This window comes from Candidatus Sericytochromatia bacterium (assembly GCA_035285325.1).
Taxonomy (GTDB): Bacteria; Cyanobacteriota; Sericytochromatia; order S15B-MN24; family JAQBPE01; genus JAYKJB01.
On sequence record JAYKJB010000102.1, the window covers coordinates 1 to 16445 of the forward strand.

Here is a 16445-nt window from a genome sequence, read left to right on the forward strand (position 1 = left end):
CGTTACCCGCTCGACTACTTTGAGGCCTGGGTCCGCAGCCTGGCCTGGCGAAGCGTGTCCCTGTTGGGTGGCTTGCTCTTCTCCCTGCAGCCGGCCGAGCCCCTCTGGGCCGCCCCCACCTTGCTGGGCATGACCCTGGCGGCTGTGGCCATGGCCGAGGCCGCCCGCGCGTTCAGGCGGTGGCACTGGCCTCGGCAATGGGCGGCCGCCCTGAGCCTCCTTTGCTTGGGGACTGGCGGTTCGCTGGCGCTGTCGGGGGCTGCGGTCGGCACGCTCCTGTTCCCCGGTTTCGTCGCGCTGACCTTGGCGCAAGCGCTGGTCGCCTGGGCGTTCTATCCCGCAGGTCAGGAAGAGCGGAGCCTTGGGCGGGCGCTGGTTTCCGCCTTTGCAGCCCTTTGGGTGCTGGAGTCACTCAGTTATCCCCTGTTGATTCTTTACTTTCTGCCGGGGGTCGCCCCCCTGTTGCTCGCTTCCGGACTGCTGGTGCTGCTGGCAGGAACGGGCATGATCATCTGGCTGTTCGAGCAGTCCCTGTCCCGCGCCGAGCAACTGGGCCGGGAGCTTCAACAGCGCAATACCGAGATGTTCGCCGCCCTGCAGGACCTGGCGGAAAGCCGCAGCCAGACCGCCATCTACACCACCATCGCTCGCGAACAAGCGGCGTTGGTGCGCCAGATCCTGCACGACCTGCGCAATGCGCACCAGGCGATGCAGTTCATCGCGGAGAGCCTGGCGGACGAGACGGCGTCGGAGCCCCGGGCCCAAACCTTGCTGCGGGCCCTGGAACGACAATTGACCTTTGTCTCGAGCTTCCTCAAGGAAAAGCTGGGGCGCTTGATGGATCCGTCCGGGACCCGCTTGGTGGGGACGCCGCTGGCCCCCGTGTTCGAGTCGCTGGCGGCGACCTTCGAGCCGATCCTGCGCACGAAGGGGCAACGCCTCGAGATCGACTTGCCGCAGACCCCCTGTCACCTGCGCCTCTCGGCGATCGAACTGGACCAGATCCTGGGCAACTTGATCCGCAACGCCCATCAGCACGCGGGGCCTGGCGTCTTGGTGCGGCTCTGGGTCGAGGCCGGAGACGGCTGGGCCACCCTCTATGTGGAGGACGATGGCGTGGGCATGCCGTGGGAGGTCCAGGCGCGACTCGGACGTTCCGCGCCCCGACCGGACGGCTCCGGCATGGGCCTGTTGAATGTGGACGAACTGGTCACCCGGGCGGGAGGGGCCTTCGGGGTGGTCAGTGAGCCCGCCCGCGGTAGCACCTTCCACGTCCGCTTGCCGACGCTCACCTGGGGCGGTGCGGAACGGGAGGTTTCAGTGGAGAAGTCTGCCCCGAGTGGCAAGTGATGATACGATGAAGTATCAAATAAGGGGGGCTGTATCATGAGAACGACTATCCTCGCCGTTGGCTTGCTCGTCTGCCTGATGGGCTGCCGAACCAAGACGATCGGTGCGGTGGACCCCTCCGTGGCAGGTGCTTACGCCGACTCGAGCCGTCTGATTGGCATGGATGCGGCGACTGCGACCCAAAAGACGGGCGATTCATTTGGCGCCTCTTCGGCAGCACCAAAGCCGAAGAGTTCCAGCCAGCCGTCACCCGTCCCTGACCAGCCGGCCAGTGACACGGCCTGTGCGGATCAGGCAGCGGCGGACGCCAAGCGACCTGCGGCTTGTCGCTGAGCCGGCAGGGCGACTCTCGTGCGTCGCGTCGAGGAGGCTGTCACCGACATTTTGACGGCTCTGACGCCGCTGGCTGCCGAGGCTGTCGACCTTCGTGATGCGGTGGGCCGGGTCTCCGCCGAAGCGGTGCGAGCCCCGGGGGCCCTGCCCCCGTTCGACAATTCGGCCGTGGACGGTTACGCCGTATGCCTGGCCGACGTCGCCACGGCTCGGCCAGACGCGCCGGTCCGGCTGACCTTGCTCGGAGAGTGTCCCGCGGGCCCCAGGCGGGAGGTGCCGTCCTTGGTGGCGGGAGCCGCCTACCGCATCATGACCGGAGCCCCGCTCCCGCCTGGTTGCGAGGCGGTCGTCATGCGCGAGGATACCCTGGAAGCCCCCGACCACGTGCAGATTCTCGCTTCCGCCGAGGGCGGCGAGAACCTCCGCCGGGCCGGGGAAGATGTGCAGCCGGGGCAACTGGTGATGCCCGTTGGCACCGCCGTGACGCCGGCTCATGTGGCCTTGCTTTCCGGACTGGGCCTCACCCGGGTGCAGGTGGTGAGGCGCCCGCGCGTGGCGCTGATCGCCACGGGGGACGAGCTGGTCTGGCCAGACCAACCTCTGCTGCCTGGCCAGATTCGGGCTGCCAGTGCCTGGGCCTTGGAGGCGCTGGTGGTGGCGGCAGGTGGGGTGCCTTTGCAGTGGGGCATCGTCGGCGATCGCCCGGAGGACTTGCAAGCCCTCTTTGCACGCGCGGACGAGGTCGACCTGATCCTCACCACGGGGGGCGTCTCGGTGGGCGACCATGACCGGGTGCGCGAGGTGTTGGCCGCGGTGGGCCGTGTCGATTTCTGGCGGATCGATATGCAGCCGGGGAAGCCCCTGGCCTTCGGTCATCTCGGGAAGACCCCTGTGATCGGATTGCCGGGAAATCCGGTCAGCAGTTTGGTGGGGTTCAGTTTGTTCGCGCGTCCGGCCATTCGGTGTCTGGCGGGACAGCGGCAGTGCTTGCCCCCGCCCCTGCAGGCGCGCCTGCGGGAGGCCCATCGAAAAACCGCTTCGCGACGGCAATATCTGCGGGCGCGGGTGCAGTGGTCGTCCGAGGGGTTCCTGGTGGAACTGTCGACCCGACAGGGCTCCCACCAGCTGTCCGGCCTGGCCTGGGGCAACGCCCTCGCGGTGCTGCCGGAGGGCCCTCATGATTACCTGGCCGGCGAAGCGGTCGAGGTGTTGTTGATGGAGGAACTGGAGGCTTATGCGGGTAGCGATCCTGACCCTCAGCGATAGCCGCAGCCTGGCTGAGGACCTGAGCGGGCAGGGGCTGGTCGACTACCTGGCCGCCTGGCCGGATGTCGAACTGGTGGAACGCGCCCTGTTGCCGGACGAACGCGACCAGATCGAGGCGGCGCTGATCCGCTGCGTGGACGACCTGGCCTGTGCGCTGGTGCTGACCACGGGGGGCACCGGCCTGGCACCTCGCGACGTCACGCCCGAGGCCACCGAGGCGGTCAGCGACCGCCTCGTTCCAGGCTTGGCCGAGCGGATGCGTCAGCTCAGCCTGCAGAAGACCCCGCTGGCGGCGCTCAGCCGGGCGGTGGTGGGGCAGCGAGGACGAAGCCTGATCGTCAACCTGCCGGGGAGCCCGCGGGGGGCCCGGGAGTGCCTCGAGGCGATCGCGGCGGTCTTGCCGCACGCTCTGGCGATCGCCGGGGGGGAACGTCCCCACTGAACCTGGGCCGCGCGGGCGCGCCGCGCAGCCTCAGAATCGGGGCGCCCTCAGGCCTGACGCAGGGCCGTGAACCCGAGGATGAGCGGGGTGTCGCGAAGTTCGCTCGACAGCGGCACTTCACTCAAGATCGGCCCAGCGGCCTGGAACAGGGACGCTGCACGCGCTTCGGCCACGTTCAGTGCGGTCGCTTCGCTGGCGGGCACAGCCACGAAATGCAGGGGCACGGGGCGGGACGGCAATGCCCGAGGCGGCACGGCGGCGTTGGGCTTGACGATGCGCCAGGCGTGGGCGGCGTCGGAAGAGGTGGTGATGGCCATTCCGCTTGGTTTCTCCTTGAGTGCAGCGTGGGACCCCCCCCTTGTACCCTGCCGGCTCCACGAATCCACCGTCAAGGATGTCGCGCACGACACAGGCCTGCTGCGCGTGGTAAGGAAGCACCATGATGAAACGTCTCCAGGAACACCGCCCGCCGGACCAGGCGCCACGGGTGCCTCCAATCGGTCGAACCGACGCCCTCGTGCTGGGGCTGGCCGCCGTGTTTCTGCTTGCCTTTGTGGGCCTCACCTGGGGCCAATGGCCCTTGCTCACGGCCGATTCAGCCCGAGAACTGTACATCCCCTTCCAGGTGCGGCATGGCGCCCTGATCTATCAAGATTTTTACCATCTGTATGGCCCCCTGGCGCCTTGGACCTGGGCGACTCTGCTGGGCTTGTTGGGCGAACGTCTGGAGGTCCTGTATGGGGCTTCAGCCCTCCACCTGATGCTGATCAGCGGCTTGCTCTACGCCGTCGCGCGCCAGGTTTTGTCTGCGCTCCCCGCGGCCGCGGTGCTCGCGCTGTTTCTGAGTCACTTTGCCTTGGGACGTGATCTGGAGGGCTACCTGTGGCCCTACACCTTCGCCGCCACTTTCGGGGTGGCGCTCGGGCTGGGGACCTTGCTCGGCCTGCTCCGCCATCTGGTCACGGGGCGACGGCGCTGGTTGGCCCTGGCAGGGCTGTGCGTGGGCCTTTCCTGCGTGACCAAGCTGGAATTTGGTTTCGCCGCGGCGGCGGTAGCGCTGGTGTACGTGGGCCTCAGGACCTGGCTGGCGTGGTGGCGAGAACGTCCCTGGACCCTGGCCGACCTCCTCGCGGGCGTCGTCCCCGCTTTGCTGGTGGGGGGAGGCTTGCTGGCCTGGTTGCTTCATCAGGTGCCCCTCTCGGTGGTGCTGGAAAGTGTGTGGCCCCAGCGTTTGATGGCCCTCTGGAACAGTCGCGACGCCTGGCGGGGGAGCCTCGTGACGTGGCGCTTCAACCTGTTCTGGCTGATGGTAGACCTGGCCGCCCTGGCGCTTGCGCTGCTCGGGGGACGCTTCTGGGCCTGGGGACGCCAGCGTCCGTGGCGGATGGCTCTGGGCTTGTTGCCCCCCTTGCTGCTCGCCGGCGGCCTGGCCGCCCGTCCTGAACGGTGGCAGTTCTGGTGGGAATGGGCCCACCGCGTCTGGGTCAGTCCCAGTTTCTTGCTGCTCCTCGCCGTGGCATTGGGGGCCTGCTGGCAATGCCGTGCCCGCGGACGTTGGCACGACGTGACCTTGGCCTGGTTGCTGCTCTCGCTTTATGGCCTGCTGATCACCACCCGCACGCTGTTTCACGGGATCAACGAGTACACCGGTTACCAGGCACCGGTCGCCCTGATCGCCTGGGTGGCGCTGGCCACGCAATGGGGGCCGCGCGCGCTCGGGTTGCGCTTGTCTACCTTGGGCCAGCGTCTGCCGCTCTGCCTTCTGCTCGCGGCTCTGATGGGGCGCCACGGCTTGGACCTGGCCAACACCTATGCGGTGCGAATGGTCCGGGTCGATGGCCCGGCGGGGTCGGTGTGGGCCTTACCGGAACACGCGGAGCCGTTCAATGCGACGCTGCGCTTTTTGAAGGCTTCGCTCAAGCCCGGAGAGCGTTTCGTGGCGGCGCCCATGGAGCCCAGTCTCTACCTGTTCGCGGGGCAGGACAATCCGGTCAAGGAAAACCAGATTTTTTACGGATACCTGACCACCCCCGACGAGGAGCTGGACTTTCTGGCTCGCCTGAAGGCCGCGAGGGTCGCTTACTTTGTCCTGTCCAACTTCGGTGAGGAACGCTGGAAGTTCGGCGTCGGCTACATGCCTACCCTGGGGGCCTGGCTGGCTAAAGACTGCCGGGTTGCGGCCGAATTCGGGCGAGGTGCCTATCGAATTCGCATCTTCGCGACGCCCTTCGGGCAGGCGGGCGTGCCGCCTCAAGGGGGACTGGACGGGGGCGGATAGCGCATCCGCAAGGTGGGGGTCACACCACCTGCCCGGATGATCTCCCGGTAGACTTCCACCGCGGGCGTCGGATGCCGGGTCAGGTCCTTGTTGCGAATGTCGATTCGCCACAGCCCGAAGCGCGGGTCAAAGGAGCCCCATTCGTAATTGTCGGTCAGGGTCCAGTACATGTAGCCGAGAATCGGCAGTCCCTCGTCTTTCAATTTTCGCAGGGCGTCAATGTGGGCCACGAGGTAGGCCTCACGGGTCCATCCATCCGAGCGAGGTTCGCGATTGCGGGTCGCGAATCCATTTTCCGCGAGCAGGATCGGCAGGCGGAAGGCCTCGTGGTACGCACGAATGATCCGGTCCATGTGTTCCGGGCGCACGCCCCAGCGCCAGGGTTGAACCGGGAAGGAGGTGGCCGCGCCGGCATCGACGGCCCCGTAGTAATGAAGCGCCAGATAGTCCAGATAGCGGACCCGCGGTCGCCCATCCCAGCCGCGGTGCTTGTCCAGCACCAGATTGAGCAATTGACTCGGCATGTAGTGAATCCCCCCATCTGCGATCGGAAAGAGGGCGTTGTATTCGGCCAGCGAGACGCGAGCGTTGCCATCGAGTCGATGGATGGTCTTGTAAGCCTCCACGTGGGCCGTGACCAAATTGGCCGTCGCGCGCACGGTCGAAACAGGCCCCATTCGGTGGGGGAGGGTCCAACCCATCATGTAGCCACCCAGAATCAAGGTGGCTGGCTCGTTAAACGTGATGTACCAGTCGATCTTTTTGCCGAATTCCCGGGTGACAAAAGCGACGTAACGATTGTATCGTTCGACGATGCGGGGATTCTCCCAGCCGGCCAGACCGTCGGCGCTCGCTTCCATCGCCCAGCGGGGCGTGGCGAAGTGGTGAAGCGCGATCACGGGGGTCATCTTGCGTTTGCGGATGCCGTCCAGCAGGCGATGGAGGTGGGCGACCTCGGCCCGGTCGAATTGGCCTTCGACCGGTTCGATCCGACTCCATTCGATGCTGGTGCGAAACGCATTCAGGCCCAGTGAGGCCGCGCGGTCGAGGTCGGCCTGCATGTGGCCCCGGAAGTTGGCGCTCAGTCCGCTGCGTTCAGGCAAGCGTCCCGACCGCTCCAGTTCAGCCCAATCCATGGCGGGATGGGCCCCATCGTTCTGATAATCCGACAGCGTCACGCCCCACAGGAAAGGGGTCTGGCCCACCGGGGCTGGCGGCAACTCATCGGCGCCTTGGGCCCGGGCCGTGGGGGCCGGCAGGTGAAGGCCCACCGTGACACCGAGGAACAACGAAACCAGCCAGCGGAATGAGGCCACGGTGCTTCCCCGAGACGGACCTTTGCGACACCTTCGTCATGATGCCGGAAGCGGGCATCGATGTCACGATCAGGCGGGCCGCCGCTTGGATCGCCGACGGGGGAGAGCCAGACGGCAAGGCCAACCTTGGTCCGTGATGAAGGCGGGTGATGGTGGTTCGAAATGCGGCTGAAAAGGGAATGAACCAGACATCCCCCCTCGGTTCTGTGCATGGCCACCTGTTTCTACCACCCCGAAGCCAAAGCCAAATTCGTCTGTCCGGATTGCGGACAGGACGTGTGTGATAACTGCCGAATCGAAGGCGGATTGCAGCGCTGTGGACATTGCGCGACGCATGGGCCGCCGGCGCGTCCTGAAGAAGCCGGTGCGGAAGGGTTCGCTGCCGACTATTCGGGGGGGAGTTTCGCAGCAGGCGATGAATTGGACGCCGCTTTCTCCTTCGCCGAGGGGGGAGTGGCAGTGGCCAGTGAACCACCCGGCGCCTCGCATGGCTTCGACGGTGCGCTGGTGGATGACCTCAGCTTTGGTGCCACGGATTTCGCTGGTGAGCCATCCAGCAGTGGGTTCGACGATTTCATGGCGGGCGTCACGGAGGCCATGCCATCCTCCTTCGGGGCTGGCGTGGCGGCGCAGCCTGTGACCGAGGACCTGGTGATGTGCTCGTACCACGGCGATGTCGTGGCGGAGATCCAGTGCCTGAATTGCTATCAACCCTACTGCCTGGCCTGCTTGCCCTCCGGGACCCAGTGCGCGCCTTGCAAGGCCGACCCTAGCGGCCGGGCCTTGCAAGCCGAATCCTTCGGGCCATCGTCCGTGACCGAAGTGGGCTACGAACCCGGAATGGACTTCGCGGCCAGCTACGCCGATCGCGGTGGGATTCACGAAGGGCTCGAGGTGGCCGCGCAGGCGGCTGAGGTAGCGGCCGCGCGGCCTCGAAAACCGAAAAAATCGGCCAAGAAGGGCCAGGCTGTGGCACCCAAAAAGGCGGCCAAGAAGTTCAAAGGCCCACGCCTGTCCCCGAAGCTGCTGGTCGGGGGCCTGGCTGCCCTGGCCCTGGTGGGAGGGGTTGCCTGGTGGGTCACCGTCGGGCAGCAGCGATTCTTCCCGCCTCCTCCGCCTTTCAAAGGGCCGACCAAAGTGGCCATCGTGTCACCCAAGGCGGCAACCATCCGAGGCGTGCAGCAAATCCAGCTTCAAGTGGCGTCGCCGCAGCAGGTGGAACTCGTGCTGGTGACCATCGACAAGAAACATTGGGCCAAGTTTAAAAAGCCTCCCTTCAAGAGCGAGTGGCCGACCAACGTCCACAAGCCCGGCAAGCACGAGGTGGAAGCCAAGGCGACCTACAAGCACGGGGTGACGGTCACCCACAAGAAGACCTACGTGGTCAAATCAAAGTAGAGGTAACGCTTGGCGCAGTGCCATTACCACCCGGAGTCGAGAGCCTCGGCCTCCTGTGCCCATTGTCGCCAGCAGATTTGCGACCGCTGTCGGCTGAATGGCGCCGTCGGCCGCTGCATGAACTGCCACAGTCAGGCCGCCAAAGGCGGGGGGGATGCCGCCGGCAAGCCCAAGCGTCTGTTCTGCACCAATCACGATGGCGTGCCGGTGGATCGGCGCTGCAAGAGTTGCAACAAACCTCATTGCCCAGCCTGTCTCAATGGGGCACAGCATTGCTTTCGCTGTGCCCTGGAACCACGGGCTCGGGGCACCGGGAGCCTGGCTCGGCGGGGCACCGGGAAACTCACTGGCGCGACGGGTGCGCTGCAGGCGATGGAGGACATGGCCCGGCCTCTCCCACCGGCCGTACGGGCCGGCCTCGCCGCCGCCGGTGCGCTGGTGGTCGTCGTGGTGCTCTTGGTGGGGTATGTGAAAGTGAAGGCCGCGCTGACGCCGCCGCCGCCGCCACCCCCCTACACTGGAGTGGCCAAGGTTGCGTTTTCCCAGCCGACGGGCGCCAGGCCGCTGTCGGGGAACCAGGTCATCAAGCTGTCAGTTGCGGCACCCCAGCATCTGTCTTATGTGGAGCTGTCGGTCGACGGCAAGCACTGGGAGCGCTTCACCCGGCCGCCCTTCCAGACCGAATGGCCCACTCCTATCGTCAAGAACGGTCGCCACGTGCTGGAGGCCAAGGCTGTCTATCGCGGCGGCAAGCGCGTCGCTTTGGCGCGTCGGGTTTGCGTGACGCGCAATCGCTTCACCGCCCGCTGAGTCCCCTGGTCGTCATGGGCGGCGCGACCAGGAAGGTCACTGACGCCGCGGGAAAGGAGATCCCCCCGGCCAGGTCGAGCTCATCGGCTTCCAGGCGCTCGACCTCGTTCCAGGCGGCATTCCAGGGGTCAGTCAGTCCCGGTCGCGGCTGGAGCGTGTAACGCCGTCCGCGCGTCTCCGGCCGTGAGCTTCCCTTCAGCACGAGCTGGGCTTGGACAGGCTGGCGACTTCGGTTGACGACGAGCAGCGTGACCCCTCCATCCTGGCGCTGGGCGGCAGCCACGTGAAGCAAGCTGACTCGGGTGCGGCTGCCATCGGCTCCGACGTCCTCCCAAAAGCCGACATTCTGTACCTGAGAGGTCACGATCGTGTCGCCCCAATGATGTGCCAGCCAGCGGCGAAACGTGTAGATGGGAGAGGGCTGGGCGACCTGGTTTTCGGGAAAATAGAGCGAATCGGAGGCGCCACCACGGCCCGCATGCCAGGCGGCAAAGTCGGTGGTGATGGGCATAAGCTGGCGACCGTTCCGGCTCAGGTTGAAGGCCGTCACCACCGCATCGGCCGCATAGAGGGCACCGTACATCCCGGTGTTGCGAGGCAGGCCGCTGGCGGCGTGGAACTCGTCGTTCCAGATCTCGATGGGGTAGGGGGCCTGCGCAAGGGCTGGCATGATCTCGCGCGCCATCAACTCGGCCAGATAAGCATTCCCGGCCAGTTTTTCCCCGACCGGGTAACTGGGGTATCCGTGTAATTGCAGGGCATCGAAGCGGATTCCCTCGCGCTGAGCGGCCTGGATGAAATCGCGCACCATCTGCCCTTGCTGGCTCCAGAAGGTGTCGCGCAGAGGGTCGTGAGGCCCCCCCCAGAACACGTTGACCGCCGCCGCCAGCGCGACCTTGACCGGATGAGGACTGGCCTGCCGGACCTGCCTGACATAGGGAGCGGCGTTGGCCACGTAGCGCGCGATGTCCCGGGCCTTTTCGTGCCCTCGCACCACGCGCAACTGAACCTCGTTGCCAATTTCGAACAAGAAGGCCCCATCGGGCGGCGCGCTCTGCGCCCCGGAAAACGGGGGCCATTGCACGCGCAGCTCTGACCGCGCGCCATTCAGCCAGGCGGCCAGGTTGCCCGCGGCCTCTGGCGTGTCCGTGCCGAAATTGATGGTGACCAGCGGCTCGGCCTCCGCCTCGGTCGCTTCCTGCAGGCTGTAGCGGAGGTCGTCATAGGGATAGCCGTCCCAGGTGCTGTCCTGCCCATCGCGTCCCCAGTTTTCCAGGAAACGATAGCCGGTCAGGTACCAGTAGTCGTGCCGTCCATCGGTCGGCCCGTGTCCCGTGCGGTAGAGCCCCCGTCGCTGGGAGCGGGCGGGATAGCCGGCTTGCTGCAGTTCCGCCTGGTAGCGTTGGCCCCAGCGGGGCGCCAGTGCCTGTAACGCTTGCAGAAAGGCCTGGCGGTCGAACCCATGCACCCGGAACTGCCGATGGTTGTGGTTTCGATTGTATCCGTTGACGTAGGGACTGGCGGCGTGCAGAGGACGCGTCAGATCGATTTCGATGCGCGCGGTCGGCCGCGCGCGTGAACCCGCCAGTGGCGCAGGCGCTTGGACCGCCGACAGTGCGCCACGCCAGTTGGGCACCTGGCTACCACACGCGGCCAGAATGGCCAGACCGACGCCCGTGAAAATGGTCCATCGCACGATATGCTACCCCTCCCTGTCTGGCAGCTTAATCGAACAAGGTCCCATCACCAACAAAGAAGCATCGCCGTGCGTCTGCCACGCCGCCGGTAAGCGCCGCGCATGAGGGTGTCCGGGCGATCGCCCCCAGAGAAGAGGTGGACCTGCTTCGAACGCCATGAGCGCCGGGCCCCCTGTCCCTGGCTAACCTTGATTCAAATAGGGATGAAAGATCGCCAGCAGAGCCGCTTGGGCCTGCTCCAGGCTGATATTTTCCTCGACGCTCTGTCGCAGGAAGGCCTTGATCGGCTCGTTGAGGTCAATCGCCAGATCGATCTGGGGGTTGCTGCCGCGCTGGTAGGCGCCAATGTTGATCAGGTCCTGCGCGTTCTTATGAGTCGCCAGCGCTTCGCGCAAATAGCCGGCGGCCTGACGGTGGGACTCGTTCGTGATCTCCGGCATGACGCGGCTGACAGACTGCAGCACGTCGATGGCAGGGTAATGATTCTGAGCCGCGAGTTCGCGACTGAGGATCACGTGGCCGTCCAGAATGCCGCGCACCGCGTCGCTGATGGGTTCATTGAAGTCGTCGGCCTCGACCAGCACGGTGTAAAGTCCTGTGATGGAGCCTTGGGAGCCCGTCCCGGCCCGTTCCAGCAATTTCGGCAGGATGGCGAACACGGAGGGGGTGTAGCCCTTGGTGGCCGGAGGTTCCCCGATCGCCAGACCGACCTCGCGCTGGGCCATGGCAAAGCGCGTGACGGAATCCATCATGAGCATCACGTCTCGTCCCTGATCGCGGAAATGCTCGGCAATGGCTGTGGCGACCAGCGCGCACTTGATCCGCTGCAAGGCCGGCTGGTCGGAGGTCGCCACCACGACAATGGAGCGGGCCAGGCCCTCAGGGCCCAGATCGCGCTCGAGAAATTCACGCACTTCCCGGCCCCGTTCCCCCACCAGGCAGATGACATTCAACTCCGCCGCGGTGTTCCGTGCGATCATGCCGAGCGTGGTCGATTTGCCGACGCCGGATCCGGCAAAGATTCCCAGGCGTTGACCGCGACCGCAGGTCAGCAGCCCATCGAGGGCGCGCACGCCGAGGGAGAGGGGCTGCTTGATGCGGGCCCGCATCAGAGGATTGGGGGGGGCGCTGTCCACCGGGATCCGGCTCAGCTGGCGCAGCGGAGGGCCGCCATCGATCGGGCGCCCGAGGCCATCGAGGACCCGCCCCAGCAACGCGTCGCCCACCGGGACACTGAGCGGGCGTCCCGTGGCCACCACCTCGGAGCCAGGACGAATGCCTGCCATCTCGCCCAACGGCATGAGCAGCAGGCGATCGCCTCGAAAACCGACCACTTCAGCGGCCAGGGGGGGGCTGCTCGCCTCGGTGGCAATCAGGCAGATTTCGCCCATGCGTGCCGAGGGTCCATCGGATTCCACCACGAGGCCCACAATCTGGGCCACACGTCCCTCGACCCGGATCGGGTCAAGTTTTCCGAGGATGCGAAACTGACGGCCAAGCAGGCCGCCACCGGGAGAGTCCGATTGGTCCAGTCCGGCCATCACGCGATCACCAGCCTCGGCCTGACTTGGTCTTCTTTTTGCCCAGCATGCGGGCCAGCGAATCGGTGGCCTGCTCCAGATTGGGTTCCTGGTTGCGGTTGCTGGCGACATTGGGCAGCAACTGGTCGGCGGGAATCCGAGATTCCACGCCGCTGAGCAACTCGTCGATGGCCTGGTCCCCGAGCGGGGCTTCCAGGTGTTCTCGCTTGGCCGCTATCGGCGGTGGCGCGGGAGGCACGGGAGCAGGCGCGGGGGTGGCTCGCGGGGTAGGTGCCGGGGGAGGAGGGGCGGCTGGGGCTGCCGGGGGAGGCACGCTAGGCAGGGGTTGCGCGGACATGGCCAGGGCGCGCGCCTGAGCTTGGGCCTGGGCCAGCACGGCGGCGGCCTCGGCCTGAGCCGCCTGCACGACTTGCCGGGCTCGGGCCTCGGCCTCCGCTTGCGTCGCGGCGTCCCGCCGCATCAGGGCTTCCATGTGCGCGGCCGGATTGGCAGACGAGGAATCAATGGTCGACAGCATCGCGCTATGACCGAGCGCCTGCACCGCCGCGGCCACCATGGGATCGACGCCACTGCCCTCGTCGACCCCCAGCTGAACATCGAGCAGGCTGGTGGCGACCTCGGCCAGCTGGGTGGACAGCCGGGCATCGATCAGGCCGGAGCGACTTTCCACCAGGCAGCCTCCCAGCCCGACGTTGCTGTCCGGCACGATATCGAGCTGATTGAGCCCATCGATGCTGAGCATCAGCTGCTGCTTCACCGCCACGATCTGGTCCATGTCCAGGGGATGGACGCGCAAGCGCACCTGGGTCTTGTCGATCAGATGTTGGATGGCCACCCGCGCCAAGGGAAGCGCCGCTTCCCGTCCGTGCGCGAGTTCGATCGGCAGAAGTTTGGCCGCGATGGCGATCGACAATTTGCTGAGTTCCTGAATCAGGTTGTCTTCCCGCTGAGCCATCTCGGCGTGGAATTGCGCGATCGCCTGAGACAGGGCCCCCAGGATCTGACCGTACTCCTGAACCACCGTGCGTTTGGCTTCCTCCAGACCCATCGCGTAGCCCTCGGCGTGGCCGCGTGCGCGTCCCTCATCGAGGGCTACCTGCCGGATCTGTTCGGCGTCCTCTTCGGCCAGCGCGATGATGGCGCTGGCCTTGTCCTGAGCGGCCGAAACCTGGGGTTCGGGGCTGCGCGACGCGGCGGGACCGAAGGGGCGTTCGGCACTGCGGCCCGGGGTGCGAATCGTGTAGGTGCCATCCTCGAAGGCCGAGACCTTGATGATTTTCGGACGGATGGGCGGCACGCTCGACATGTCAGTACACCAGGTCGTCCTGACCCGCCCGGCTGATCATGATTTCGCCCGCCTCTTCGAGCTTGCGAATCACGGCCACGATCTTCTGTTGGACTTCTTCGATATCCTTCAGGCGCACCGGGCCCATGTAGCCCAGTTCGTCCTGGATCATGCCGGACATGCGTTCGGACATATTTCTGAAGATCTTGGCCTTGACCTCGTCGTTGGAGCCTTTTAGCGCGAGGGCGAGGTCCTTCGATTCGACGTCCTTGAGCACGCGCTGAATCGAGCGGTCGTCGAGCAAGACGATGTCCTCGAAGACGAACATGAGCTTCTTGATCTCGTCCGCGAGCTCGGGGTTCTGCTCTTCCAGCGATTCGATGATCGTCTTTTCGGTCGAGCGGTCGGCGCGGTTGAGCACCTCGACCAGATTCTTCACGCCGCCCGCGTTGAAGAAGTCCTGTGACACGACGGCGCTGAATTTACGTTCCAAGATGCGTTCGACCTCGCGAATGATGGCAGGACTGGTGCGATCCATCAGGGCGATGCGGGCGGCCACATCACTCTGAGCCTCGGGGCTCAACCCGCCGATGATGGTGGCACTCTGCTCCGGCTTCAGGTAGGCGCAAATCAGGGCGATCGTCTGGGGATGTTCGTTTTGAATGAAGTTGAGCAGCTGGTTGGCTTCGATCCGCCGCATGAATTCGAAGGGAATGGTCGCGAGCTGGTCCGTCAGCCGGCCGAGCAATTCCGCTGCGCGGTCTGCGCCCAGCGCCTTGCTGAGCAGGTCTCGAGCGGTTTCCACCCCGCCCATGGCGGTGGAGCGGGACGCCTGGTACAGCGCGTAGAACTCTTCGAGCACCGCCCGCGAGACGTCGCCGTCGACCCGCCCCATGTTGGCGATTTCCATCGTGAGCTGTTCGAGGTCGTCCTGGTCGGTGACGTTGCGCAGGAGTTCGCTGGCCACATCTTCGCCCAGGCTGACGAGCAGGATCGCCGCTTTCTCCCGCCCGCTCAGCTCGTTGACGGTCTTTTTCTTGGTGGCCATCGCTCAACCTCCTCAGTCGTCTGCGTTGACCCAGGTCTTGACGAGCTGGACCGCGTCCTTGGGGTTCTGCTTGATATATTGCGCGAGTTCGCGCTGCATGTTCAAGAGCTTGGCGTCATCGGGCCCCGGTGGATTGCCAACCCGCGCGCCGACGGCTCCCAGCAGGGCCTGGCTCACTTCCTCGGCGCTCATGCCCTGCATCGCGTTCGCACCCAGTTCATCCATGACGGCCTGGCGGCGGCGGAAGGCCGTCGAGAACATCAGGAAGACGATCAGCGCCAGGACGATGCTGGTGACCAGCGTGGCGATCCGGATGCCACGCGACCACATCGCGTCGCTGGCCGCCTGCGCCTCTCTTGCCTTCAGGTCGACGCCCTTGAAGATCATGGGGTTCACGACCACCTTGGTCGAATTTTGAGGGTCGGGGATGCCCGCCGCGGCACCGACCATCTGCTTGATCATGGGCGTGAGGTCCGGCGGCGGTGCGGCGTTGGCCGCGGCCTGCTGGGCCGCACGGCCCCGTGGGGCGGGCGGGGGCGTGACGTCGTAGGCCACCGAGACGAGCGTGTCGCGCAGCACGGCCGGTTCTTTGATGCGGCGCTGCACCTCTTTGTTGGTGTTGTAGTTGCGGGTGTATTCGTTGTTGCTATAGAGCCCGTTCTGCCCGCTCCCGCCGCCCGGGTAGCTGTTCGGTTGAACATTTTCGGTCGAACCGGGTACGCCGCCGTCGGTGGCGGCTTGCCCGTTGTACTGCTCGGTCTTGCCGCGCTCCGAAACGAGCAAGCCGCCGGTTCCCCCTGGCAAGGAAGGCGCATAAGACTCACTGTTGGTCTCGATCTGGGCGAAATCCCAGACGGTGCTGACGCGCACGACCGACTTTTCCGGGCCCAGCACGTCATCCAGCATGGCCTGAATGCGGCGCTCCAGGTCGCGTTCGTACTTGCGCTTGAGTTCGAGCTGACGGGCCGACAGGTCCGTTCCGCTGACGTCAATGCCGCCGGTGCTTTCGGTGTAATCGCGGCCCGACGTATCGGTCACGAACACGTTCTGCTGCTTCAGGCGGGGCACGGCCTTCGCGACGAGATGCTGGATCGTGCGCACCTGGCCCGGTTCGAGTTGATTGCCTGTGCCCATCGAGAGCATGACGGAGGCGGTGGTGGGTTGCTCGTCCGCCACGAACAGCGATTCCTTGGGAATCACGATGTGGACGCGGGCCTTGTCGACGCCCTCGAGGGCCTCGATCGTGCGGGATAGCTCTCCTTCGAGCCCGCGCTGATAGTTGAGGTTGCGCTCGAAGTCCGTCGCAGTCCAGTTGGCGTTGCCATTGAACAGGTCCTGAAATCCGACCGTCCCCCCGCTGGGCAGGCCCTCGGAGGCCAGGGCCAGCCGAATGTCGTGAACCTGGCCACTCGGGACCCCGATCGCCCCGCCACTCAGCTGGTAGGGGATGTTGCGCTCCTTGAGTTTTTCAACGATCGCACCCGCATCCTTATCTGAGAGCCGCGTATAGAGGGTCACGTAGGCTGGTTGCTGCGCCCACATCACGAGGATGCCGAACAGCAGCACGACGGCCACGCTCACCCCGACCAACATCAAGCGCTGACCGGCGCTCATCTGATTCCAGAGGCGCCCGAGGTCTTCGCTCAATTGTTGAAAGAAGCTGTTCATGCCGTCCGCAGCC

14 protein-coding genes are annotated in these 16445 nt (G+C 65.7%); 7 read left to right on the forward strand and 7 right to left on the reverse strand.

From position 1 onward, the window contains the following. The 4 genes from VKP62_12895 to VKP62_12910 form a co-directional block, all read left to right on the forward strand. Positions 1-1350: HAMP domain-containing sensor histidine kinase (locus VKP62_12895; protein MEB3198091.1), on the forward strand; the 1350-nt coding region annotated here is incomplete at its 5' end. Positions 1351-1386: 36 nt separating this feature from the next. Then, entirely contained in the window at positions 1387-1683 is a 297-nt protein-coding gene (locus tag VKP62_12900) for a hypothetical protein (GenBank protein MEB3198092.1), read from the forward strand. A gap of 18 nt (positions 1684-1701) precedes the next feature. Beyond that, positions 1702-2949, forward strand: coding sequence for a gephyrin-like molybdotransferase Glp (glp, locus tag VKP62_12905; protein MEB3198093.1), 1248 nt, complete (start codon positions 1702-1704; stop codon positions 2947-2949). Continuing rightward, complete coding sequence (locus VKP62_12910) at positions 2918-3391, forward strand: MogA/MoaB family molybdenum cofactor biosynthesis protein (protein MEB3198094.1); 474 nt, start codon at positions 2918-2920, stop codon at positions 3389-3391. The genes glp and VKP62_12910 overlap by 32 nt, the downstream gene beginning before the upstream one ends. A gap of 47 nt (positions 3392-3438) precedes the next feature. Here VKP62_12910 and VKP62_12915 read toward each other — a convergent pair whose 3' ends face one another. Beyond that, entirely contained in the window at positions 3439-3708 is a 270-nt protein-coding gene (locus tag VKP62_12915; protein ID MEB3198095.1) for a hypothetical protein, read from the reverse strand. 122 nt (positions 3709-3830) lie between these two features. On the opposite strand from VKP62_12915, the gene VKP62_12920 reads away from it, so the two are divergent. Next, a complete protein-coding gene (locus VKP62_12920) occupies positions 3831-5669 on the forward strand; it encodes a glycosyltransferase family 39 protein (GenBank protein MEB3198096.1) in 1839 nt (612 codons plus the stop codon). Here VKP62_12920 and VKP62_12925 read toward each other — a convergent pair. Further along, positions 5642-6985, reverse strand: a complete 1344-nt coding sequence (locus tag VKP62_12925) for a family 1 glycosylhydrolase (protein ID MEB3198097.1) — start codon at positions 6983-6985, stop codon at positions 5642-5644. The genes VKP62_12920 and VKP62_12925 overlap by 28 nt on opposite strands. 210 nt (positions 6986-7195) lie before the next feature. Between VKP62_12925 and VKP62_12930 the strand changes: the two genes are divergently transcribed. Continuing rightward, positions 7196-8383 (forward strand): B-box zinc finger protein, encoded by a 1188-nt coding sequence (locus VKP62_12930; GenBank protein MEB3198098.1) that lies wholly within the window; start codon positions 7196-7198, stop codon positions 8381-8383. 9 nt (positions 8384-8392) lie between these two features. Further along, a complete protein-coding gene (locus VKP62_12935; GenBank protein MEB3198099.1) occupies positions 8393-9193 on the forward strand; it encodes a hypothetical protein in 801 nt (266 codons plus the stop codon). Here the strand turns inward: VKP62_12935 and VKP62_12940 are convergent. The 5 genes from VKP62_12940 to fliF form a co-directional block, all read right to left on the reverse strand. Further along, complete coding sequence (locus VKP62_12940) at positions 9180-10889, reverse strand: hypothetical protein (protein ID MEB3198100.1); 1710 nt, start codon at positions 10887-10889, stop codon at positions 9180-9182. The two genes, VKP62_12935 and VKP62_12940, sit on opposite strands and share 14 nt — an antisense overlap. Positions 10890-11072: 183 nt before the next feature. Beyond that, complete coding sequence (gene fliI, locus VKP62_12945; GenBank protein ID MEB3198101.1) at positions 11073-12431, reverse strand: flagellar protein export ATPase FliI; 1359 nt, start codon at positions 12429-12431, stop codon at positions 11073-11075. A gap of 7 nt (positions 12432-12438) precedes the next feature. Further along, positions 12439-13737: a FliH/SctL family protein gene (locus VKP62_12950; GenBank protein ID MEB3198102.1), complete on the reverse strand. Its 1299-nt coding sequence runs from the start codon at positions 13735-13737 to the stop codon at positions 12439-12441. Position 13738: 1 nt separating this feature from the next. Further along, a complete protein-coding gene (gene fliG / locus VKP62_12955) occupies positions 13739-14764 on the reverse strand; it encodes a flagellar motor switch protein FliG (GenBank protein ID MEB3198103.1) in 1026 nt (341 codons plus the stop codon). 12 nt (positions 14765-14776) lie between these two features. Beyond that, the gene (fliF, locus tag VKP62_12960) at positions 14777-16432 is read right to left on the reverse strand and encodes a flagellar basal-body MS-ring/collar protein FliF (protein ID MEB3198104.1); all 1656 of its coding nucleotides are present in this window, start codon (positions 16430-16432) and stop codon (positions 14777-14779) included. Positions 16433-16445: the final 13 nt, after the last annotated feature.